The 22,679-nt window shown below is 52.1% G+C and carries 16 protein-coding genes and 2 pseudogenes; 13 read left to right on the forward strand and 5 right to left on the reverse strand.

Annotation, left to right across the window (positions count from 1 at the left end; all coding sequences use genetic code 11):
* Nucleotides 1-236 (forward strand): hypothetical protein (locus DL239_RS21455; protein ID WP_206188434.1); only part of this gene is annotated, 236 nt, incomplete at its 5' end.
* Here DL239_RS21455 and DL239_RS11260 read toward each other — a convergent pair.
* The 3 genes and pseudogenes from DL239_RS11260 to DL239_RS11270 form a co-directional block, all read right to left on the reverse strand.
* Nucleotides 211-1,602 (reverse strand): annotated as a pseudogene (locus DL239_RS11260) (IS1182 family transposase). The gene DL239_RS21455 and the pseudogene DL239_RS11260 sit on opposite strands and share 26 nt — an antisense overlap.
* A gap of 323 nt (nucleotides 1,603-1,925) precedes the next feature.
* Nucleotides 1,926-4,631, reverse strand: a complete 2,706-nt coding sequence (locus DL239_RS11265; RefSeq protein WP_167684203.1) for an ATP-binding protein — start codon at nucleotides 4,629-4,631, stop codon at nucleotides 1,926-1,928.
* A gap of 109 nt (nucleotides 4,632-4,740) precedes the next feature.
* Nucleotides 4,741-5,112 carry a substrate-binding periplasmic protein gene (locus DL239_RS11270; RefSeq protein ID WP_167684204.1) on the reverse strand — a complete coding sequence of 124 codons (372 nt, stop codon included), beginning with the start codon at nucleotides 5,110-5,112 and terminating at the stop codon, nucleotides 4,741-4,743.
* Here DL239_RS11270 and DL239_RS11275 point away from each other — a divergent pair.
* Nucleotides 5,109-5,393: pseudogene (locus DL239_RS11275) on the forward strand (transposase); the annotation flags it as partial. The gene DL239_RS11270 and the pseudogene DL239_RS11275 overlap by 4 nt on opposite strands.
* Nucleotides 5,394-5,802: 409 nt before the next feature.
* The gene (locus DL239_RS11280) at nucleotides 5,803-6,405 is read left to right on the forward strand and encodes a substrate-binding periplasmic protein (protein WP_167684205.1); all 603 of its coding nucleotides are present in this window, start codon (nucleotides 5,803-5,805) and stop codon (nucleotides 6,403-6,405) included.
* Nucleotides 6,406-6,424: 19 nt separating this feature from the next.
* On the opposite strand, the gene tnpA is transcribed toward DL239_RS11280, so the two are convergent.
* The gene (gene tnpA / locus DL239_RS11285) at nucleotides 6,425-6,841 is read right to left on the reverse strand and encodes an IS200/IS605 family transposase (protein ID WP_167684206.1); all 417 of its coding nucleotides are present in this window, start codon (nucleotides 6,839-6,841) and stop codon (nucleotides 6,425-6,427) included.
* Nucleotides 6,842-8,119: 1,278 nt separating this feature from the next.
* Here tnpA and DL239_RS11290 point away from each other — a divergent pair.
* The 5 genes from DL239_RS11290 to DL239_RS11310 all read left to right on the forward strand — a co-directional run bounded on the left by DL239_RS11290 (nucleotide 8,120) and on the right by DL239_RS11310 (nucleotide 15,226).
* Entirely contained in the window at nucleotides 8,120-9,700 is a 1,581-nt protein-coding gene (locus tag DL239_RS11290; RefSeq protein ID WP_167684207.1) for an ABC transporter substrate-binding protein, read from the forward strand.
* Nucleotides 9,701-9,919: 219 nt separating this feature from the next.
* Nucleotides 9,920-11,485, forward strand: a complete 1,566-nt coding sequence (locus DL239_RS11295) for an ABC transporter substrate-binding protein (RefSeq protein WP_167684208.1) — start codon at nucleotides 9,920-9,922, stop codon at nucleotides 11,483-11,485.
* A 101-nt stretch (nucleotides 11,486-11,586) separates the two neighbouring features.
* Nucleotides 11,587-12,564: an ABC transporter permease gene (locus tag DL239_RS11300; protein WP_167684209.1), complete on the forward strand. Its 978-nt coding sequence runs from the start codon at nucleotides 11,587-11,589 to the stop codon at nucleotides 12,562-12,564.
* Entirely contained in the window at nucleotides 12,561-13,511 is a 951-nt protein-coding gene (locus tag DL239_RS11305) for an ABC transporter permease (protein ID WP_167684210.1), read from the forward strand. The genes DL239_RS11300 and DL239_RS11305 overlap by 4 nt, the downstream gene beginning before the upstream one ends.
* Before the next feature lie 5 nt (nucleotides 13,512-13,516).
* Nucleotides 13,517-15,226 (forward strand): ABC transporter ATP-binding protein, encoded by a 1,710-nt coding sequence (locus DL239_RS11310; protein WP_167684211.1) that lies wholly within the window; start codon nucleotides 13,517-13,519, stop codon nucleotides 15,224-15,226.
* A 173-nt stretch (nucleotides 15,227-15,399) separates the two neighbouring features.
* Here DL239_RS11310 and DL239_RS11315 read toward each other — a convergent pair whose 3' ends face one another.
* Nucleotides 15,400-16,410, reverse strand: coding sequence for a LysR substrate-binding domain-containing protein (locus DL239_RS11315; protein ID WP_369410561.1), 1,011 nt, complete (start codon nucleotides 16,408-16,410; stop codon nucleotides 15,400-15,402).
* Between DL239_RS11315 and DL239_RS11320 the strand changes: the two genes are divergently transcribed.
* The 5 genes from DL239_RS11320 to DL239_RS11340 all read left to right on the forward strand — a co-directional run bounded on the left by DL239_RS11320 (nucleotide 16,404) and on the right by DL239_RS11340 (nucleotide 22,429).
* Nucleotides 16,404-17,528, forward strand: coding sequence for an NAD(P)/FAD-dependent oxidoreductase (locus tag DL239_RS11320; RefSeq protein WP_167684213.1), 1,125 nt, complete (start codon nucleotides 16,404-16,406; stop codon nucleotides 17,526-17,528). The genes DL239_RS11315 and DL239_RS11320 overlap by 7 nt on opposite strands.
* Entirely contained in the window at nucleotides 17,494-17,814 is a 321-nt protein-coding gene (locus tag DL239_RS11325) for a (2Fe-2S)-binding protein (RefSeq protein WP_167684214.1), read from the forward strand. Before DL239_RS11320 ends, DL239_RS11325 begins: the two co-directional genes overlap by 35 nt.
* Complete coding sequence (locus DL239_RS11330) at nucleotides 17,807-19,192, forward strand: FAD/NAD(P)-dependent oxidoreductase (protein WP_167684215.1); 1,386 nt, start codon at nucleotides 17,807-17,809, stop codon at nucleotides 19,190-19,192. The genes DL239_RS11325 and DL239_RS11330 overlap by 8 nt, the downstream gene beginning before the upstream one ends.
* A gap of 627 nt (nucleotides 19,193-19,819) precedes the next feature.
* Entirely contained in the window at nucleotides 19,820-20,026 is a 207-nt protein-coding gene (locus tag DL239_RS11335; protein WP_167684216.1) for a hypothetical protein, read from the forward strand.
* Nucleotides 20,027-20,071: 45 nt separating this feature from the next.
* Nucleotides 20,072-22,429, forward strand: coding sequence for a methyl-accepting chemotaxis protein (locus DL239_RS11340; protein ID WP_167684217.1), 2,358 nt, complete (start codon nucleotides 20,072-20,074; stop codon nucleotides 22,427-22,429).
* Nucleotides 22,430-22,679: the final 250 nt, after the last annotated feature.

The following is a 22,679-nucleotide window of genomic DNA, read 5'->3' on the forward strand; positions in this document are numbered from 1 at the left end:
TTGGTCCTAACATCGCCACCAATCCCCCCACGCCAATAAGGAAATTGAATCAGTCATATACCCTCAAATCAACAAGAGTTTTTCAACAACATTGGCCCATTGCCGACATTGATTCAAAGCTCGTCCAAGGGCTGGTTTCAGCCTATTCTGTTGAAAAACTCACGGTTTTGGTGGCACTGCATCATAGGATGAATGGCTTCCACCTCGGTTTCACGGGACGGTTCTGGCCAGACTAGGGTTTGGAGCTAGTTTGGCTAACTTTTTGAGGTTCTGTGCGGTTGCGGCGAGGATAAATTCGTCATGAGCACCACATGGTCCACGTAAGCGGAGCCGACCTAAGCCATGAATACGTTTTAGATGGGCGAATGACATTTCGACTTTCTTGCGCAGCTTACTTGAGATGGCATATTGCTGCGTTTGCGATAAAGCACGTGCGATATTACGAGAGGTCTCATAGATGGATCGCGTAACTTTACGCTGTGGCGATTTGGGACAACAGCGTTCCTTTAGATCGCACAAATCGCAGACTGCTTTACGCGCTCGGTAACGAATTGTCTCATCCTTGTTTGCGCCAGTTGTTCCTGTTTTATATGTACGTAGCGGCTTTCTCAGCTCTTTGCCGCCGGGGCAAATATAAAGATCATTATCGGCATCATATGTGAAGTCAGCACGTTCAAACGTGCCATCCTATCGGCCAGATTTATCAATGACAGGAATATGCGGCGCGATCCCACGCTTCTCCACAAGCCAATCCAACATGGGGCCGGACCCATACGCCGTATCTGCAATCAGGCGCTCGGGCTTCAAGTTATGTACCGTTTTCACACGATCAATCATGGTTTTGACGGCATCTACCTCAGCTTGACGGACAGACCGCGTAGGTTCCGCATCAAGGATGACTGCGTTGTCTGTATCGATCAAATAGTTCGTGGAATACGCAAAATATGCAGGTCCACCATGTGCTCCCGTCCACTGCGATGCTGGGTCTGCATGTGAGATGAACTTCGGAACCACGGGGCTGGCGGCCCCAAACGCCGCATCATCAAGTGTTTCCAAATACTCGCGAACCGCGCGGGGTGCATCATCAGGATTGATTGCCTCAGGGTTCCAATCAGCCTTCGGCGTAGATTGTTGGCGATTGGCATCGGCGGCAATGATGCTTGCGTCTGCAGCGTATCGCTGCCCGCTTGCGAGACCTGCATCGATGCATTGCGCTACAACGGTTTCAAACATATGCCGGAGTAAATCACTATCGCGGAAGCGACCATGCCGGTTCTTGGAAAACGTCGAGTGATCCGGAATAGCGTCTGTCAAATCCAGCTTGCAAAACCAACGATACGCCAGATTGAGATGAACCTCATCACACAAGCGCCGTTCAGAACGAATGCCCATGATGTAGCCAACCAACAACATGTGCATCATCAGCTCAGGATCAATCGAAGGACGCCCCGTTGAGCTATAAAACTTAGCCAAATGCTGGCGCACGCCGGACAAATTAATGATGCCATCAATAGCCCGCAGGACATGGTCGGACGGGATGTGATCCTCCATCGAAAAGTCAAAAAACAGCGCGCTTTGTGCTTCTTGTCTAGGCCCCAACATCGCTCCAACCTCTCATATCAATAAGGAAATTGAATCAGTCAGACATCCCTAAATCAACAAGAGTTTTTCAACAGAATAAGCCCAATTGAGACATTCGTACAAGACGCAGGGCCGCAATAGGATATCCACGTGACGTAGCGGGAAGCGGTATTTTGCTGTGAAAACGCTGAACAATTAGGCAAGCACTAGTCTTTGAATAGAGTAATTCATTCGCTTGAGGCGTACCTACGTGCCCTGATCGGCTCCCTGAAAAGTCCTCCACCTGCGCATAGCCTGTTCTCCAACTTAAGGGTCAGAAAAAGGCGGAAACTTTACAACTCAATTCATTCTTCTGCATAAGCCTCGACGAACTCTTTGACGGCATCGAAGCCCTGTTCGACCGGCTTGATGAAGTCTTGCCCTACAAACACTCCCCCGCCAAGCGCCTGCCGTTCGATACTTTCGCAAAGTTCGCCGAATTCAATGGCTCCGACGAGCCTCATGGACGACTTGAATTTATGCGCTAGCAACCCAGCAGCCTTTCTGTCGTTGTCTCGCAATGCCTTTTGAAGTTCCTGAATCTCCGGTCCAGTACTGGCGATCAGCTTTTGCAGTGTTTGTGCAAAATACACCTTGTCCTCAAACCCAAGTATTTCCACAAGAACAGATGTATCGACAGGCGCGGGTTTTGATGTAGCCTGCACGTCTATTTCATCAGGTGTGCGAGAGCTCCAAGTCTTTTGCGTAGTTGAGCGGGTTGTCTTCAGCACTTTACGCAACTGCTGAAGTGTAGTCGGCTTCGAGAGATAATTATCCATACCAGCAGCAAGGCACTTCTCGGCTTCTCCACCCATCGCATTAGCGGTTATCGCGATAATTTTGGTATGAGCGAGCCTCTCTGTTTTTTCGAGGTTTCGAATACTTCTGGTCATTTCAAAGCCGTCCATTATAGGCATATTGCAATCCGTCAGAACCAGTTTGAGATTTTCGCCCTTCCATTTTTCCAGACCTTCGAGACCGTTCTTTGCGACCACTGGACTAAAGCCAAGAGACACGAGTTGTCTGGAAATCACATCTTGATTGATTTCGTTGTCTTCAACGAGTAGGACTTTTGATCCAACATCCTTCTCAGTGGCTGGTTTCGCGACAACTGCCTTAGCCTTTTGCTGATCAGCTACAGTGTTCACCCGTTCGGTCAGAGCTGCAACGCCCCGGCTAAATTCGGATGGAAGCAACGGATATCTTTGAACCGCGACGCAGTCCGGCAGGTTGCAACGGTCGACCTCTTCTTGGTCTGCGACCAAAAACAGAAATCGAATGGGATCAACGCCAGTGGAAACGGCCTTTCGAACGCGCTCGTTTTCGGACAGGTTATCGAGCGACAACAGGACGATAATCTCGTTCGTTGCCTCTGAAATCAAGTTTCGCAGCTTAGCTTCGGTCTCAGCATAAGTTATACGCGATTGATAATGTTCTATGTAGTCCGTGAGCGTTTTGCGATCAATTCCTTCATCGACAAGAGCAAGCACACTCAACCCAGAGATGTCGGGGTCCTCATCTACGCCATTCGTTTCCACATAAGGCAAGGTCACTTCGAATATGCTACCCTCGCCTACTGTACTTTCGACGGCTATTGTCCCATTCATTAATTCAATCATGTCTCGGGAGATAGCCAGCCCCAAGCCGGTGCCGCCAAAACGCCGGGTGGTGGAGCCTTCGCCCTGCGTAAACGCCTGAAACAGATTAGTCAGTACGTCCTCGGTCATTCCAATACCGTCGTCGCACACGGCGACTTTCAACAGATTTTTCTCGGAATGATTGGCCAGTAACCTTACGCGGCCAGGTGGCTGACCAGCGTCCCGGCTGGAAAACTTTAGGGCATTGTTCAACAGATTTACAAACACCTGGCGAAGACGCACTGGGTCGCCGAGAATAAATCGTGGAATTCTGGGGTCCAAACGAAAAGTAATCCGGACGTTATATCCTAATGCAATTGGCCGTAGGGTATCGACGACCCCTTCAAGAAGATCGCGAACATTGACCGGTACAGTTTCAAGCGATATTTTGCCCGCTTCGATTTTAGACAGGTCGAGAATATCGTCGATGATCCGCAGAAGCGACAGAGATGACTTACTAATAGTAGCTAACATCCGCGACTGCTCCGGCTGCAACTCGGTTTGAGAGAGAACTTCAGCCATACCGACGACACCGTTCATTGGTGTACGGATTTCATGGGACATATTGGCAAGGAACAAAGATTTCGCGCTATTGGCAGCCTCTGCCTTATGGGCCGCTTCTCTCAGCTCTTGCGTTCTCTCCGTTACCCTTGCCTCCAGAACATCCAGGTCTTTGCTTTTTTCGCGTTGGTAGTTGTGAATAGAGGCCTCAAGGATATCCAACTCATCGCGCTTGTCTTTGGAGTTCTCTTCACGAGTCGGATCGACCGATGCCCTTGGTGCAAATTCTTCAACGGTCTTTGAAATCCTTTCAAGACGTTTAGTCAAAAGAAAATAGAATGCCCCCATCAGGGCTGCTGCCAGAATCAGGCTCCGGATCACTCCGAAAAGAACAATTAACCAGATTCGATTGAAAAAGTTGCCATAGGCCAGATAGGGGGCCACCCAGACTTTTAAGGTTCCAACTGAATCTGAATGCCCTTCCACAAAGAGCTCAATAGAGTGAATTCTTGGACGGCTCTCAAGAACAAGACCTTCGAACCAGAGCTTTGTTGGTTGTTTCTTGGCGGTTTCCATTGTTGCAAGTGTGTCACCAAAATCGGTCTCGATCTCGGCTTGCACGATAGCCTTGTACTCAAACAAACCGGAAACAACTCTGGAAGCCAATCGATTCTCAAAGCCAAAAGCAGCCTGGGCGGCAGAGTCTCGTACTGCATTCAAAAGTTGAGAAACAGTCGCATCTACCCGCTCTTTTTCGCCTCTGAAATCTAGCCAAATCTGCAACCCACTCAGAAACACCCCCAGAAAGAAGGCAAGAAAGACAGCCAGCCGCACTTGTTTGAACGAAAGACGATTGGTGAGCCGTACGGTCATTCTTTCCTCAACATTTCGTCGATGCTAATAATCAACCGCTTCCATTTCTCTCTGGTTTTTCATCGTTTGGGGTCTCGGTGCTGCTTTGGTATGGAGGTTCAAGCTTCTACTACTGCATCAATTTCGAAACAACGTGGAACTCGAGTATTTCTTTCAGGGTTTTGTCTTTACGCATCTCGGCAAGAGCTTCGTTGAAGCGATCTCTAACTTCGATATGATCTGGGCGCTCTCTGGAAAAAGCGACATGCATGGGGTTTTCCTGCAGCGCCATCTCAGAGTACTTCAAGTTGTCCACCGCATCCGGGTATTCCGCCGCAACAGCATAACGTGCGGCAATCTCCTCAGCAACGATGACGTTAGTTCGGCCAAATATCAATTTTCGCAAGCTCAGAGAAAGCGTTTCGGACTCCTCTCGGACAAAAAAGTCAGCATTCTGAAAATCCTCGGGGTAACCATAACCGGCGGTGACACCAACGGACACGCCTTTCCTGCAAAGGCATGGCGCAGAACGAGGTCCGCCTGCAACTCCATGCACAGGCCTACAATCTCGGTGTCTTTCTGCAAGGGGCCGAGTTGCCCGAGGAGATAGCCGACTGGTCGTTGACCAGCCTACAAGCCCGGTTGATCAAAATCGGTGCAAGGGTCGTTCGACATGCCCGAGCCATTACCTTCCAGCTTGCTGAAGTTGCGATCAGTGGAGATTTGTTCAATAGCATCTTGGCGGCGATCCAGCGGCTGCGTGCACCGCCGGTTCCCATATGACTGCGCCAGCGAAAAAACCTGAGCGAACGCGGCTCCACAGGTGTGACCTAACGGGTGTCGAACAGATCAAAACCGGATCAATCCCGCCTCCGGGACCAGAAGTCATCCTCAAGTCATGTGGCAGGTGCTCTTATCACGGCACAGCAGGTCCAACCGGCTTGATTTGGGCCCAAAACTGCGACAAAATGCAAGAGAAGGCATTCCACTTGGGGAATATCGGTCCACTCAACACCAAGCTACTTGGGAAATATCGGTCAAAATTGATCTGGAATGAGGTTAATATGGAGGTATTTAGATGAAAGCCAAATTAGTAACTTTGTTGGTTATGTGTACTATTACTACAAGTAATGCAAATGCGTCGACATGTGTAATTAATGGAGAGCCCCGATGGTATCCTCTATTTCAAATCATGACGGAAATTGCGAATGAAGCAGCTCACAATACTGGCATAAAAACGACAGTTAGCAATCAGAGATTTCCATGGAAACGTCTGCTGAAAAATCTCGAACGTGGCCAATTTGACATTCTTGCGGGTGTTTATAATGACTATAGAAATGAAATTCAGTATGGCTATAGCCTTCCAGTGACAACGAATAATATTCATATAGTTGTGAAATCGGGCAGAGAATTTCCTTTTAGTAAATTTGGAGACCTACTGGGAAAGAAAGGTGTCCATTTCAGTGGAGCAACTCACGGTAAAGAATTCGAAGCATTTTCTAAACAGAATTTAGATTTATATGAGGTCAATAATGAAAATCAGATGTTTGATATGCTAGTTGGAGAGCGAATGGATTATGGGATTGGTTCTATAAGAGCTATGACGAAATTTGTGCAGGATGAAAATTATGAAGGGAAGCTATCAATACTTTCGCACCCGTTGACTGAAAACCATGTCTATTTCTTGTTTTCCAGAAAATCACCCTGCTATCCCTACATCGAACAATTCAATCAAGAAATTCTAAAAATGCAAGAAAATGGGACAATTCAAGAAATAGAAAGCAAATATCCATGAAACTTTTTCAACTGAACGACTACCGGCTGGCGCCGGTAGGATCGGCGATGTGATTGTCGAGGTACTGAAGTACGATGTCTTCGGTAATGGCGCCGTTGGTGGTTGAAAAATACCCACGCCCCCAAAAGCGTTGCCCCCAATAGCGCTTACGGATCGCGGGAAACTCCCGTTGCACCTTGAATGACGAACGGCCCTTCATCTTGCGCATCAGATCCGAGATGGCGAGCTTCGGCGGCACCGACACGAACAGATGCACATGATCGCTCGACAGCACCCCGCGCAAGATGTCGACACCGTTCTCAGCGCAGACCTGGCGACAGATGTCCCGAACCCGCAAGCGCAATGCACCTGTCAATACTTTGTAGCGATACTTGGTGGACCAGACGAGATGGTAGCGGTGGTAGAAAACGCAGTGCTTTCCAGTGTCATATTGCATGGGTTTCCCCCTCCAGAAAATGAGCCTCCACTCCGGCTGCGGCTCATTTTCTGGAGGGGGAAACCCATAACACGATTCTTCTTGCTAAAGCAGGTCCGACTGGAAGTCGGAGGGTTGGAACCCATGAGAGGATACTCAAATAGCGTGTTCTGGAATGCCCCCGAAAAGTGGTCCGTTTCTTATGGTAAAATCTAACATTAAGGAAGAAATTTCAGGCGTGTCCAAAGAGATCCGCATTGCATTAACCACATCTCTGCTCTGGTCGCTCACCTTCTGGTATTTCTGCATGGGGCCAGATAGTTTTGAGGTCGCAAATCAATTCCATAGCTAATGAACTTTGACTGCAATACTATATGACAGTTCTCGGTTTCATGACGTGTGTGTCTCCTTCCGAACAGATAGCTCAAATTGCACTTCTAGATTGAATGTTGTTGCCATCCATTTGCGCACAAAACACATTTGCTCTAGCATTCAGATCATCGGTTTATCACCGTTACTATGAACCGGTATGCCAAAAGTATGCCAAAAACAAATGGACCAACAAAAAACCAAATAAATAAGCCGATTTAAGCTAGGTCAGTCCAGTCCATCATGGGAGCGACGGATAGGCGTGCGGCCCGCCGAACGTCGAAAAACCCTGAAATTTCTTGGCTTTTTGGATTCGCCATTTTCCGCGCTTACCCCGTTTCGGCCTGATTTAGCCCCGTTTTGCAGTGCAGAGCTACAGAATGTAGCACCGATGGCGCCGTGTAGCACTTTTCTCGCGCCAAGTTCCAGCGCCCCATTTCAAAGACTGTTAGGCCTCCGCCTTACCCCGTCGGTTATCCCCCATTCAGCCGGATCACTACCGGTTTGGGGTTCAAACCCGATCAAACTCGATTCCGAAAAAATCGTACGAACAGATGCCCCGACCATGAAATCCCGTCACAGAACTCCTCAAGACCAATAGCAAAGTCGAGATTCACCGCGCAGATCCAAGACCTACCTGATTGCCCCTTATTCCACATACGCTGTATCACTGCCTTACTATTTCGCAACTAGTGATATGTTCGACTTCTAAACATCAGTAAAGAAACGGAAATCACCACGTCCTTCACAAATCCAATTTCGTACATTGAACGGCAACGATCTGCTTTACGGTGAGTGATCTGGCCATTCCAACGTGAAAGTGGACTCTAATATTGATTATTTCCCAATCATTTGGATGATGGGACTTCTAAGGTTGGCAAACCAACCACGCACGATACGATGCCAAAACAAACATTAAGGGAGAAAAATATGAATTTGAGCAAACTTATGCTTGCGGCAAGCGCAACAGCCATACTGGCTGCGGGCGCATCGGCCGACACACTTCGCTGGGCCCGCGCAGGTGATGCACTGACGCTGGATCCTCATGCGCAAAACGAAGGGCCGACCTCCGCGCTGGCGCACCAGATTATGGAACCGCTGGTAATGCGAGACATGACCGGAGCGATGGTGCCTGCGCTGGCGACTGAATGGGGACCCTCGGCTGACAACCCAAATGTCTGGACCTTCAAGCTGCGCGAAGGTGTGAAATTCCACGATGGTGCTGATTTTGACAGCGCAGACGTGGTCTTCTCGCTGAACCGCGCGATGACCAAGGACTCTGACTACAAAGAGCTGCTGGCTTCGGTCAAGGAAGTGCGTGCCACTGGCAAATACACCGTTGAAATCGAAACCGACGGCCCGAACCCGATCATGCCGAACAACCTGACCAACATGTTCATGATGGACCAGGATTGGGCTGAGGCGAACAATGCGGTCAAGGTGCAGGACTATGAAGGCGGCGAAGACACCTTTGCAGCCAAGAACGCAAACGGCACCGGCCCCTATAGGCTGGTTAGCCGCGAGCCGGACGTGAAAACGGTTCTGGCGGTCAACGACAGCTATTGGGGCAAAGGTGAGTTCCCAATGGAAGTGACCGAGATTGTCTACACCCCTATTCAAAATGCGTCGACCCGCGTTGCTGCGCTGTTGTCTGGCGAAGTTGATTTTATCCAAGACGTGCCAGTGCAGGATTTGAACCGCGTGTCCAGCACGGATGGTTTGGATGTTCGTACCGCACCACAGAACCGGGTGATCTTCTTTGGTATGAACCAGGGTGATGCTGACCTGAAATCCGACAACATTGACGGCAAGAACCCTCTCGCTGACGTACGTGTCCGCCAGGCCATGTCGATGGCGATCAACCGCGATGCTATCAAGCAAGTGGTTATGCGTGGTCAGTCGGCCCCGGCTGGTATGATCTCGCCACCGTTTGTAAACGGCTGGGACAAGGCAATGGACGGCTCGTCCGCTACAGACGTCGAGGCCGCCAAGGCACTTATGACTGAAGCTGGCTATGGTGACGGTTTCTCAATCACGCTGAACTGCCCGAACGACCGTTACATCAATGATGAAGCGATCTGCCAGGCATCTGTTGGCATGCTAGCCCAGATTGGGGTGAAGGTGAACCTGGATGCCAAACCCAAAGCACAGCACTTCCCGTTGATCAACAACCTGGAAACCGACTTCTACATGCTGGGTTGGGGTGTGCCGACATATGACTCGGAATACATCTTCAACTTCCTGGTTCACTCCAAGGGTGAGAAATACGGATCGTGGAACGGAACGCGTTTCGGCAATGGTGATCTGGACGCCAAGATCGAAGGCTTGGCTTCGGAAACCAATCTGGCTGCACGGGATGCCAAGATTGGTGAAATCTGGCAGGTGGTTCAGGACGAGCAGCTGTATATTCCGATCCACCACCAGGTGCTGAACTGGGGCATGGCCTCGAATGTTGGCACTGGCGTTGCACCGGACGACACAGCGAAATTCAAGTACTTCACCTTGAACTAAACAACTGGCGGGGCGCAGTAACTAGGCTGCGCCCCATGCCCAATTTATCGCGATTAGCGAACGCTTTCCCCAAAATCCAACCTCTAAACCCATCCCGGCCCCCTATTCGTGGACTGTTGCTGGTCACGGTACCGTGAAGACTGGCCTAACCTATCTTTACGCCAAGATAAAAAACAACAAGACTGGCGATCAGATCACGGAAACACGGGGAGAAACGCAATGAGATTACGAAGCAGCGCCGTAGGGCTAGCACTATTGCTAGCAGGCACCGCGCAGGCCGCGGAGTTCAAATGGGCATCTACCACCGATCCACAAACCATGGACCCACATGCAGTGAATTCTGCCCCTGTGCTCGGTTTTTTGAATAATGTCTACGAAGGCCTTGTCCGTCGTGGCAAGGATATGAATGTAGAACCCGCACTTGCGGTAAGCTGGGAGCCAATCGGCAATGGCGAAGGCTGGCGTTTCAAGTTGCGCGAAGGCGTGACCTTCCACGATGGCAGCAGCTTCGACGCGCAAGACGTGCTTTTCTCGTACCAGCGTGCATCGAACGAAGTTTCCGATACCCGCAGTTGGTTTGCGCCAGTGAGCGATGTCAAAGTGGTTGACGATTATACCGTCGACTTCATGACAAGTGCGCCCAACCCACTATTTCCGTCGTCGATCGCCAACTGGATGATCATGGACCAGGGCTGGGCCGAAGCTAACAATGCCGCCCTGCCTGATAAAGAAGCAGGCAATTTCGCCACTATCAACGCCAATGGGACCGGTGCGTTTCAGGTAACAGCCCGCGAGCCGGGACTGCGCACCGTGCTTGAACCCTTTGGCGGCTGGTGGGACGAAGTAGAGCACAACATAGAACGTGCAGAATTCACACCAATTCAAAACCCGGCAACCGCAGTTGCAGCGCTTATGTCCGGGGATGTCGATCTGATCAATCCAGTCCCAATCCAAGATGCAGCACGGTTGAAAAGCAGCGACGGTGTCGAGGTGATCCAAGGTATCGAAGCGCGGGTTATTATGCTTGGATTCGGCCACGAAGCTGAAACCCTAAAGTATGCAGCTGACGTTGGTAAACCGAACCCATTCCGTGATGTTCGAGTGCGCCAGGCTGTAGCAAGTGCAATCAACGTGCCTGCAATTCTGGCAACCATTATGCGCGGAAACGCCGAAGAGGCGTCGCAACTTGTGAGCCCGGCGATGAGTGGATATTCAGCTGCAAACGCTGCCCGTCCTGCTTTTGATGCTGAAAAAGCCAAAGCGCTGTTGACCGAGGCCGGGTATAGCGATGGATTTTCCTTTGGCCTGAAGTGTCCTAATGACCGCTACCTGAACGACGAAGCCGTCTGTCAGGCTGTGGTTGGCATGTTAGCCCAGGTGGGTATCACTGCCGAACTGGATGCAATGCCGGTTCGCAATTACTGGCCTGAGTTGCGGGAAGATAACTACGACATGTATCTGCTAGGATGGAGCCCCGGCACCTTTGATGCCGAACATCCACTCCGTTTCCTCGTAACCACACCGAATGCTGAGAAAAAACTGGGCAGTTGGAACTTCGGTGGGTTCTCAAACACCCGTGTCGATGAATTGTTGCCGATGATCCAATCCGAGATTGATCCCGGAAAACGCCAGATGATGCTCGATGAGACCACTCAGATCATCCAGGATGAGCAGGTCTACGTGCCGCTCTATGTCCAGCCGCTGGTTTGGGGAGCTCGCAGCAACGTCACACTAACACAGCGCCCTGATAACTTCTTCATCTTGCGCTGGGTCACAGTGAGCTGATCCTGTTCTATGGTTGCCGCTAGATAGCGGCAACCATGTCTGCACCCCCTTGACCACATGGGTTTGGGTTGCCAAGACTGTAGAACCAACGGGGAAATTATATGTTAGCATATATTGTCCGAAGGGCTTTTCAGTCCTTCGTCGTGCTTCTGGTCGTGGGACTGGTAGCTTTTTCAATGTTCAGATTTGTCGGTGATCCGATTGACAACATGCTGGGCCAAGAACGAACCCAAGCTGATATTGAGCGGCTGCGTGGCGAACTGGGCCTCGATCTGCCCTTCCCGGTGCAATATTTTAAGTTCCTGCAAGGGGCTGCTCAGGGCAACTTCGGAGTGTCCTATCGTCAGGGACGGCCGGTTTCGACAATTATCAAAGAACGTGCTCCGGCTACCTTGGAACTGGCACTGGTATCCGGTGTTCTTGCGATAACCGTAGGCATTGGATTAGGAGTCTTTACCGCCATTCGACGGCGAGGCTTCGCAGCAAATGCTATCATGACCATAAGCTTGGTAGGCGTCTCATTACCTACTTTCCTTATTGGGATTTTATTAATCTATGTCTTCTCGGTTGAGTTAAACCTGCTGCCTAGTTTTGGGCGCGGCGAAACAGTGATGATCGGCGGTTGGTCTACCGGCTTCTTGACTGCTTCTGGGCTCAAGGCACTGATCCTACCAGCGATTACCCTAGGCCTGTATCAGATGACGCTGATCATGCGCCTCGTTCGCTCAGAGATGCTAGAGGTTCTGCGTGCTGACTATATCCGGTTTGCCCGGGCGCGCGGTCTGAACGACCGCGTAATCAATTTCCGCCATGCTTTGAAAAACACACTGGTACCCGTGATCACAATCACTGGCCTACAACTGGGCTCGATCATCGCCTTTGCCATCATTACGGAAACTGTATTCCAGTGGCCGGGTGTTGGTTTACTGTTCATCAACGCAATCCAATTTGTCGATATCCCAGTAATGGCCGCTTACTTGATGCTGATTTCGGTCATGTTTGTCTCGATCAACCTAATCGTGGACTTGCTCTACTACGCCATCGATCCGCGACTGCGCACTGAGGGGAAAACAACATGACCCAAGCTACAGACACCCCCAGCACCGCGCCCAAATCCCGCTTTGCCAAGTTCTGGGACAGTGACTTCGCCTGGGCATTCCGGCACTCACCCGTGGCCATCATCGCCGCGCTGGTAGTATTGCTTCTTGTTCTGGCCGCTGTCTTTGCGCCACTGATCGCTCCGCATAATCCGTTTGACCCTGCGACCTTGAACCTGATGAACGGGTTCACCGCGCCGGGTACTCCAAACGCCTTCACGCAGGAAACATTCTTGTTGGGGACAGATGATCAAGGGCGCGACGTGTTTTCGACCATTCTATATGGCTTGCGCATCTCGCTATTCGTTGGCGCTTCGGCAGTATTTCTGGCTATGATTATTGGGGTGATTTTGGGGCTTGTGGCCGCCTACTTTGGCGGTTGGGCCGAGACGATCATCATGCGCATTGCCGACGTTCAGCTGACCTTCCCTGCGATCCTGGTTGCCATGCTGATCTTTGGCGTCGCCAAAGGCTTTACACCGCCTGAGTACCGCGATGAAATGGCCATCTGGGTCCTTATCGTCGCCATCGCACTCTCAGATTGGGTGCAATTTGCCCGCGTTGTCCGTGGGGCGGCTCTGGTTGAGAAAAACAAAGAGTACGTACAGGCGGCACGACTAATCGGTCGGGGTTCAATTCCGATCATGTTCCGCCACATCCTGCCCAATGTGCTGAGCCCGGTTCTGGTGATCGCAACGATCTCCCTCGCTCTGGCAATTATTGCCGAGGCAACGCTTAGCTTCCTAGGCGTCGGCGCGCCGCCAACACAGCCCTCGCTGGGCACATTGATCCGTGTTGGACAGGGTTTCCTATTCTCTGGCGAATGGTGGATCCTCTTCTTCCCTGCCTGCACGCTTCTTGGTCTTGCCCTGTCAGTGAACCTGCTGGGTGACTGGCTGCGTGACGCCTTGAACCCGAAATTGCGGTGACACTCATGAGTCTTCTTACCATTCAGAATCTCTCTGTTGAATTCCCCACGCGCCGTCAGTTGTTTACGGCGGTGGACAAAGCCGATCTGTCCGTTGAACCCGGCGAGATCCATGGGTTGGTTGGCGAATCTGGTGCCGGCAAATCTACCATTGGTGCGGCCGTTATGGGGCTGCTTGAGCGCCCTGGCAGGATTGCCAGCGGGGAAATCATGCTCAAAGGAGAGCAGATCAGCGGATTGGATGCGGACGCCATGCGTGGCCTTCGCGGCAAGAAGATCTCGATGATCTTTCAGGATCCTCTTACCTCGCTCAATCCGCTGTTTACGGTGCGTGAGCAGCTGACCGAGACGATCCAGGCGCATCTAGACCTGACGCCGAGTGAGGCCAAGCAGCGTGCACGAGATCTGATTGACCGTGTTGGTATCCCTGATCCTGATACCCGGATGGACCAGTATCCGCATCAGTTTTCCGGCGGGATGCGCCAGCGTGTCGTTATTGCCTTGGCCCTGTGTACCGAACCAGATGTGATCATCGCTGATGAACCGACTACAGCGCTGGATGTATCGGTACAGGCACAGATCCTGGATCTGATCAAAGAGCTGGCCCGTGAACGGCAGGTCGGCGTGATCCTGATCACCCATGACATGGGTGTGATCGACGACACAACAGACCGCGTGACCGTGATGTACGCAGGCAAAGTGGTTGAAAGCGGGCCCACCGAGCAGGTGATGGGCAACCCACAACATACCTACACCAGATCCCTGATCGCTGCGGTCCCACGCCCCACCATCAAGCTGCACCGCTTTCCACAGATCAGCTATGGCGGACGCGAGACGCGGTTCGCCATCGAGGACTTGGCCAGCCATTGGCCCAAGGTTGAAAACGACCCGGACAAACCACTGTTCGAGATCCGAAACCTCACCAAACGTTTCCTGCAACGCCGGGGTTTGCTGCCTTGGGACCGTGACTATTTCACAGCTGTCGACGACGTAAGTTTTGACATTCAAGCCGGAGAAGTCTTTGGCATCGTCGGAGAGAGCGGATCCGGAAAATCCACGGTGGCCCGCATGATCGCCGGTCTTCATCCGGTTGACGACGGTTCAGTCACGTTCGATGGCAAACTCGTTAGTGACCTAAGTGACAAAGCTGCACTAAATGCCTATCGCCAAGACATCCAGATGATTTTTCAGGACCCCTTCTCCTCGCTGAACCCTCGTATGCGGGTCGACGAGATTGTCGCGGAGCCCATCCGCCACCACCGGTTGATGGAGGGTAAGGCAATCAAGAAGCGCGTAGACGAACTGCTTGATCAGGTTGGGCTGGGATCTGGGGCCGGGCAAAAATACCCGCATGAGTTCTCTGGCGGGCAAAGGCAGCGGATCTCAATTGCACGGGCATTGGCCACCCAGCCGCGTTTCCTGATCTGCGACGAACCAACCAGCGCACTTGATGTTTCAATTCAGGCCCAGATCCTCAACATACTGAAAGACCTTCAAGAGCACTTAGGACTGACCATGCTGTTCATCAGCCATGACCTGCCGGTGGTGCGCCAAATGTGTGACAGGGTCGCGGTCATGAAAGAGGGCAAGATTGTTGAACTTCAGAACACAGACGATCTATTCGCCAGCCCACAAACCAGCTACGCAAAAGAACTTCTGGATTTGATGCCAAAGCTGGATGACTTGTCCACCGAAGGATTGAACGCCGCAGAGTAACCGCACCTCCATCTGGGCTAATATTTTCTGAGGTCAAAACCTTGACAACCTAGACCACACCTACCTGTTCTAGGGGCGCCTTACCTTGCATTGTCGGAGGCGCCTCTCGACCAACGAAAAGTTCTGGGAGGCATCAATTTCTTCCCAGAAGAGCTACCAAATCCAAATATCCCTTACGGATTGTCGAGCAGATCTTTTAAACGCGTCTCAACCAGGTTCAGGAAGCCCATAGAAACACGCGACGGCTTATGCAGCGTCGGCATAAGCACCTCGTATGAAAAAGGTTGCGCTGGTTCCACATCGCGAACAGTGACCTTTCCGGCGGCTAAGAAATTCGCGGCCGTCACCGGTTCTACGATCGAAATACCAGCGCCGCAGGCAACCATTTCACAGATGGACGCAGAAAGCTGCGCTTCTGCGACAACTCTGGGGCGGGCACCGCCGGCGGCAAAGTAGACGTCCGTTTCTGCCCGCGTGGAAATTTCCTCGCCCAAGGCGACAAAGGACTGACCGTCAAAGTCGGTAATCTGCAAAACTGATTTCTCACACAAAGGGTGATCAGCGGGCAAAACCGCTTTCATCTTGCCCGTTGCCATTACACGCTTCTCGACCGCTGGATGTTCCGCGTCAATCGAAGCAAAACCAAGGTCGAACTGCTGTGAGCTCACATGCTGCAATACCGCCTGCGAACTGCGCGCCCGCAGGGAAATCCGGATCCCAGGCTCGTCAGCGACAAACTCGGCAACGACCCTAGGTAAGAACTGCAAGGCCAAGGCCGGCATTCCAGCGATCAGCAGACTACCGCGGCGGTAATCGCGGATGTCCTCAATCACCCTACTGATCTCGGACAGGCCAACAAAGGACCTTTCAACCTCTTCATACAGTGATTGTGCCTCGGGCGTGGCGATCACACTGCGCCCACGGCGCTCGAACAGTTCAAACCCGACAGTCGACTCAAGATCGGAAATCAGACGACTTACAGTGGGCTGAGTTGTATTCAGCACTTCAGCAGCCAGTGTGACCTTGCCCTTGGTCATCACTGCGCGAAAAGCTTCGAGTTGTCTGTGCGTCAATCGTGTAATCATGGGTCGCATATAACAAAATTGCATGAGTAAGCAAAAACAATCGATTTTTCCTATTACTAGAAGTGTGGCATGAATGGCGAAGGAGGAACCGAATGCCATTGCAAAGCACCGAAACCACGATCATCGGAGGAGGCGTTGTTGGTCTCTCAGTTGCGCTGGGTCTATTACAGACAGGGCAGCAGGTGACCGTGCTCGACGGTGCTGACAGCGATCTACGAGCTAGCCAAGGGAATTTTGGTCTGGTCTGGCTGCAGGGCAAGGGCTCGAACTACCCAGCCTATGCCCGCTGGACCAGCGAAGCAGTTTCGGACTGGGCTGACTTTGCTGATTTATTGACGGATCTATCCGACATTGATGTTCATTTGGAGCAACCCGGCGGATACGAAGTTTTCACCGAACAGTCCGAATTTGACGAGTTTTTGGTTGAACTAGAGAACCAAGGGAAAACCTTGGGCAAGAATTTGGACGCCGAGATCCTTACTGGTGCGGCCATGCGCCACCGGTTTCCAGAGCTGGGATCAAAGGTCGTCGGCGCCACTTTTTGTTCCCGCGACGGTCATGTGAACCCGCTAAAACTACTGCGCGCGCTGCGGATCGCCGTTACGCGCTTAGGTGGTCAAATCATTTCCAATGCAACAATCACCAACATAACGCCGACACCCAGCGGCGGGTTCTCTCTGATTGACAGATCAGGCCAAACATTTGGCGCCGAACAGATTGTTCTTTGTGCCGGATTGGGTGCGATGGCGCTGGCCCCTCAACTGGGTTTTCGCACCCGTGTTCGCGCGCAGCGGGGCGAATTGCTCATCACCGAGAAAATCGGCAGCCCCCTACCCTTTCTGTCCAGCACCATCCGGCAGGTCGACGAAGGCGGCATTCAGATCGGCGGCACCAAGGCTGACGCCGGATTGGATGATGGCGACACGCTAGAATTCACTGCTCGACTGGCCCAACATGCAGTCGAAGTATTCCCGCAGCTGGAAAAAACACGCATTCTGCGCAGCTGGGGCGCACTGAGGATTATGTCCGACGACGGTTATCCGGTCTACGCACAATCGTCCGATCACCCCGGTGCCTTCCTCGTGACGTGTCACAGCGGCATCACGCTCGCCCCGAACCATGCTGGGCCACTGGCCAAATGGATCGCTAACACCAGTGACGCCCCGAACTTGGAGGCATTCGATGAAAGTCGTTTCCCGTTTTTACAGACTGTCTGACGCAGGCACCCGAACAGTGACGCTGACAGTGGATGGCACACCGATCACCGCACAAGAGCGCGATAGTCTTGCAGCAGCGCTTTTGGCTCATTCTGCCAAAGCATCGCGCCGCACTACACGACTGGATACACCCCGCACTGCCTATTGTATGATGGGTGTTTGCTTTGATTGCCTTGTCGAGGTTGACGGGCACGCTAATGTCCAGGCCTGCATGACCCAAGTCCGCGAGGGCATGGTGGTTCGCCTTCAATCGGGATTGCCTGAGATGAGAGGAAGAAATGACTGATCCCGATCTAATCATTGTTGGCTCTGGGCCTGCCGGAATGGCTGCTGCATCAGTCGCTGCCAGAAGTGGCGCGCGGGTTCTGATATTGGATGAGCAACCCCGCCCCGGCGGTCAGATTTATCGCAATATCGGAGAGAACCGCGACAGATTGGGCTGGCTCGGCAAGGGCTATGCTGCCGGAACCGAACTGGTAGACGATCTCGACCATCCGAATATTCACTGTGAATTTGGCGCTACAGTCTGGCGGAGTGATCCAGGTCCGACAGTATGCTGGTCGCAGAACGGCCACAGCCAAGTCACCAGCGCCCCATACCTGTTGCTTGCCACCGGAGCCCAGGAACGTCCGGTTCCCTTTCCAGGCTGGACTCTCCCCGGAGTGATGCCCGCCGGGGCTGCGCAAATCCTGATGAAAACATCTACCTTGCTGCCACGTGACGCTATTTTGGCAGGATCTGGCCCGCTGCTTTACCTTGTAGCAGCACAGATGATCGACGCAGGTACCCCACCCAAGGCGCTGGTCGAAACCCAGACCAGATCAATGGCGATACGCAGCGCACGACATCTGCCACGTGCAGCGTTTGCCTTGCCTTTGCTTCTGAAAGGCTTGGGGTTACTGCACAAAATCCGCAAACATCGGATTCCCCGGTTTACTGGTGCAACGGCTTTTCGCGCTGAAACCGGAAATGGTGGGACTATCCAATTCAGCTTTGATGCCAGCGGCAAAGCTCATCATCATGAATGCGGGCTGTTGCTGACGCATCAGGGAGTCGTGCCCTCTACACATATGACACGGGCGGCAGGCATTGCGCATGAGTGGAAGGCCACACAGGAGTGTTTTCATCCAACATCCGATTTATGGGGGCGTACCGATCAGCCCGGACTGCATGTAGCAGGAGACGGTGCAGGCATTGCTGGCGCCGAGGTAGCCGCAATTGCAGGTCGGTTGGCAGCCCGGGATATTTTGCACCAATTGAGACTGATCAGTGCAGGTACACGCGACCAGACCTCAGCCTCTGATCGTGGTGCACTGTGGCGTGCGCTGGCGATCCGCCCATTCCTTGATACCGCTTATGCACCCACAGAAGCGTTCCAATCCCTGACCGATGAAACGATAGTTTGTCGGTGTGAAGAGATTACCGCTGGGGAATTGCGGGCCGCAGTGGCGGAAGGAGCAACCGGACCCAGGCACATCAAGACCGCCACCCGAGCGGGCATGGGCCCCTGTCAGGGCCGCATGTGTGACTTGACCGTGCGTGGCATCCTATCGGCCAACAAAACGACGGAACCACCTGCCCAACCGCGCGCGCGAAATCCCATCAAACCAATCCCTCTGGGAGAGCTCGCGGCCCTTGCCTCCGAACCAGAAACCAAGCCTTAATCGGCACTCTTACCCTAATAATTAGTGAATAAAACTGGCTCTGACGCGAAGTCAGCCAACTTCCTCTTTGGTACCGTAAAAGTATACTGTTCAGACACCTGAAAACGTCTAGGCAAGCACACTCATAGAGTGTCAAACTCCTGAATTATTTCAGAAATCAAATTTAAAACCAAACCCATATTTCCAGTGAATTAGCTGTGAGTTCACTCCCAGACAGCCTCATTTTACGAGAATTTAATTGTCCAGAGTCACTGTCGACACCCACACAGTAGTGATTCGGAGGAAGCGATCATGACTTCGGAGCACACCAAAAGAAGAGAATAATGATGAAACCTCCGATCCTTGCGGCTGGGCCAGAGCCCAGATCATAAATCGCTGGAACGCCGACATGAATGCCCAACGACAGATAAATCTGCGGGCACTTTCTATGAGGAAAATGATCGTCCGACCTGCGCCCTACCACAAGGGCACAGGATTGAGCGAAAAAACTAGCGTCCGCCCAAGAGACGCCATCGGCAACATTGATACTTCCTCACACCGAAAGTTCCTTGGTGGTTGGTTGTAGCACAACTGGCAATTGGACTTGGAAACGAACGAGCAACACTAGCCTGAAGGGGTGGCGCCAAAATGAAGATGACGAAAAAGTTGACCATGAGTTTTGATGGTTCAGTGCTGGTTACTCAACAAACCAGCAGTCGGGCAAGCGGCAAGAACGCATATCACGCAACAGTAAAAACGCGCCTTACGAGCTCGCATTGCGACCCACGCATGCACGTTCAAAGCAAACAAAGCACGATCCTTGGGCCGTTCGCTTCTTTTGAAACCGGCACCTAATCCCCTCGTCTAAGACGCCGAAACCTGTTCCTCTTGGAGACCCCGATGAAGACTTTCAATACAATCAAGCTTGCACATAAGCTGCCGATATTTCTTGTAGGTTTTGGTGCTCTTATGGCCGTCATTCTGGTGACGTTCAGCACCATCAGCTTTAAGAACAACACAATTGCCAAATCTGAAGAGAACTTTATGGCACTAGTCGCCGGTCGTGATATGGCATTACGAAGCTTTTTGGATAGTGTCGATTCCGACATCATAACAGTCGCAGCATCACCTTCGACAGGAACTGCTGTAGAACGCTTTTCAATGAGCTGGAACGGTCTTGCCAGAAGCGGTGATGCGGGCGAAGCCCTGCGTCAGGGTTATGTCAATGACAACCCTAATCCCCTAGGCCATAAGCACCTTCTTGATCGAGCCGAAGGAAAATCTTCTTACCACGGGCTTCACGAGGGAGTTCACCCCTCCTTCCGCACCCTGATGGAAGCAAAAGGCTATTATGATGTCTTTATGATGAACCTAGAGGGGGACATCATTTACTCTGTATTCAAAGAGCTGGACTATGGCACCAACCTGATGACAGGTCCCTACAAAGATACAGGGCTAGCGCAGGTCTTTCGGTCCGCTGTTGATGCGAAACCAGGAGAAGTTTTCTTCTCTGACATGGAAGGGTATGCACCCAGCCATGGAGCCGCTGCCGCCTTTGTAGCAACAGTTGTTCTTGATGAAATCGGAGAACCAATTGGCGTTCTGGCCTTCCAACTGCCGGTGGACTTGTTAACCAACATCACCAATAACACCGAAGGACTAGGCGACAGTGTAGAAATCTACCTGGTTGGAACTGACAACAGGTCCCGCACGACTTCACGGTTTGAAGATGGCTACCAAGTATTGGACGACCTGAAACCTAGTCAACAGGTCCAATCTGCCATGGAAGGTCGCAAAGAGTTCTACCATGACACCACCGGCCTAAAGGGTCAAAAAGTGATCGCCTTCTCTGAGGATATTCAGTTCCACAATGTACAGTGGGCACTTGTCGCCGAACAAGACTGGAGCGAAGTCATGGCCCCGGTGAATGCAGCTCGCAACAAAATGCTGATTGCCTCTGCCCTTCTTGCAGCTGGCATGTCGTTTCTAGGATGGCTGTTTGCTCGCACAATCACCCGTCCTATCGCTAGGATCTGCGAGAGCATGAATGAAGTCGCAGAAGGTAATATGGAAGGTGAAATCCCGTCCTCTAAGCGTGGCGATGAGCTGGGACAGATCGGTAAAACTTTGGTTAGCCTGCGTGATGACCTGAAACTGGCACGCAGCGCCGAAGAGCAACGTGCCGAACAGCAACGTGAGCAGAACGCAGTCGTCGAGCAGCTGAGCGTTGGCTTGGTCAACCTGTCCGCCGGGGACTTCTCAAAACCGTTGAACACAGCCTTCCCTGAGGAATATGAGCAGCTGCGCAGCGACTTTAACCGCACGCTAACAACGCTCAGCTCGACCATTGTCGAGGTGATCAGCTCAGCCGACAGTATCCGCAATGGTGCTTCGGAAATCAGCCAGGCGTCGGATGACCTGTCGCAGCGTACTGAAAGCCAGGCAGCTACGCTGGAACAGACCGCGGCAGCGCTGGAAGAGATGACCACCAGTGTCAAATCAGCAGCCGATGGCACACGTAGCGTTGAGAACATCGTCAACGAAGCCAAAGTAGAGGCTGAGGAAAGTGGCGCCGTGGTTCAGAACGCCGTGGCCGCGATGACCGAGATCGAAAACTCATCGACCCACATCAGCCAGATCATCGGCGTGATTGACGATATTGCCTTCCAGACCAACCTACTTGCGCTGAACGCTGGTGTCGAAGCCGCCCGCGCAGGAGAAGCAGGTCGCGGCTTTGCCGTGGTGGCCTCTGAAGTTCGGGCGCTGGCACAGCGGTCCTCGGATGCTGCGATGGAGATCAAGACATTGATCGGTGACAGCTCTAAACAGGTTGAACAGGGTGTGAACCTCGTCGGGAAAGCGGGATCTGCGCTGACCAACATCATCGACCGCGTTACCAACATCTCTCGTCTGGTGTCGGAAATCGCTGTCGGTACAGAAGAGCAGTCCACTGGACTGGGTGAAATCAACCTTGGTGTGACACAGTTGGATCAGGTGACCCAGCAGAACGCAGCCATGGTTGAAGAAGCCACCGCTGCCAGCCACTTGCTGAACACCGACGCCAACAAACTGTCTGAAATGGTTTCGCACTTCAACATTGATGGTACCAAGCGCGCTGAGGCCAAACCAGCCAGTGTCGTAGAACCGACAACACCAACTGCGCATGGAATGGACTGGGACTCAGAACCCGAAGTCCAGCCCCGTGCAGTGGCGGTGAACGGTCACTCCAACGCAGCTGATACCTGGGAAGACTTTTAATACAACCAAAAGTCAACAGTACTAAATCTTACGAAGAGCCGATTGCAGCCTCCGGGAAAGCAGTCGGCTCTTTTATTTCTTTATTCAGAAGATGCCTCTAACTACATGATCCGGTTCAAGACTTCTGACCACTATTTACCGGCCTCCCCTGTTGCCTCCGCTAACACAAATTGACTTCAACAAGTTGCTCATATGTAGAATGGGACGGCCAGAACAAGTCACCGCGGAAATTGGCTAGGACCATGATCAA

This window comes from Parasedimentitalea denitrificans (assembly GCF_011813015.1).
GTDB lineage: Bacteria > Pseudomonadota > Alphaproteobacteria > Rhodobacterales > Rhodobacteraceae > Parasedimentitalea > Parasedimentitalea denitrificans.

Coding starts and splice junctions, on each gene's coding strand:
- DL239_RS11300 (WP_167684209.1), top strand. CDS start 11,587: ATGTTAGCATATATTGTCCGAAGGGCTTTTCAGTCCTTCGTCGTGCTT.
- DL239_RS11320 (WP_167684213.1), top strand. CDS start 16,404: ATGCCATTGCAAAGCACCGAAACCACGATCATCGGAGGAGGCGTTGTT.
- DL239_RS11325 (WP_167684214.1), top strand. CDS start 17,494: ATGAAAGTCGTTTCCCGTTTTTACAGACTGTCTGACGCAGGCACCCGA.
- DL239_RS11310 (WP_167684211.1), top strand. CDS start 13,517: ATGAGTCTTCTTACCATTCAGAATCTCTCTGTTGAATTCCCCACGCGC.
- DL239_RS11280 (WP_167684205.1), top strand. CDS start 5,803: ATGACGGAAATTGCGAATGAAGCAGCTCACAATACTGGCATAAAAACG.
- DL239_RS11290 (WP_167684207.1), top strand. CDS start 8,120: ATGAATTTGAGCAAACTTATGCTTGCGGCAAGCGCAACAGCCATACTG.
- DL239_RS11330 (WP_167684215.1), top strand. CDS start 17,807: ATGACTGATCCCGATCTAATCATTGTTGGCTCTGGGCCTGCCGGAATG.
- DL239_RS11335 (WP_167684216.1), top strand. CDS start 19,820: ATGAAGATGACGAAAAAGTTGACCATGAGTTTTGATGGTTCAGTGCTG.
- DL239_RS11315 (WP_369410561.1), bottom strand. CDS start 16,410: ATGGCATTCGGTTCCTCCTTCGCCATTCATGCCACACTTCTAGTAATA.
- DL239_RS11340 (WP_167684217.1), top strand. CDS start 20,072: ATGAAGACTTTCAATACAATCAAGCTTGCACATAAGCTGCCGATATTT.
- DL239_RS11305 (WP_167684210.1), top strand. CDS start 12,561: ATGACCCAAGCTACAGACACCCCCAGCACCGCGCCCAAATCCCGCTTT.
- tnpA (WP_167684206.1), bottom strand. CDS start 6,841: ATGCAATATGACACTGGAAAGCACTGCGTTTTCTACCACCGCTACCAT.
- DL239_RS11265 (WP_167684203.1), bottom strand. CDS start 4,631: ATGACCGTACGGCTCACCAATCGTCTTTCGTTCAAACAAGTGCGGCTG.
- DL239_RS11295 (WP_167684208.1), top strand. CDS start 9,920: ATGAGATTACGAAGCAGCGCCGTAGGGCTAGCACTATTGCTAGCAGGC.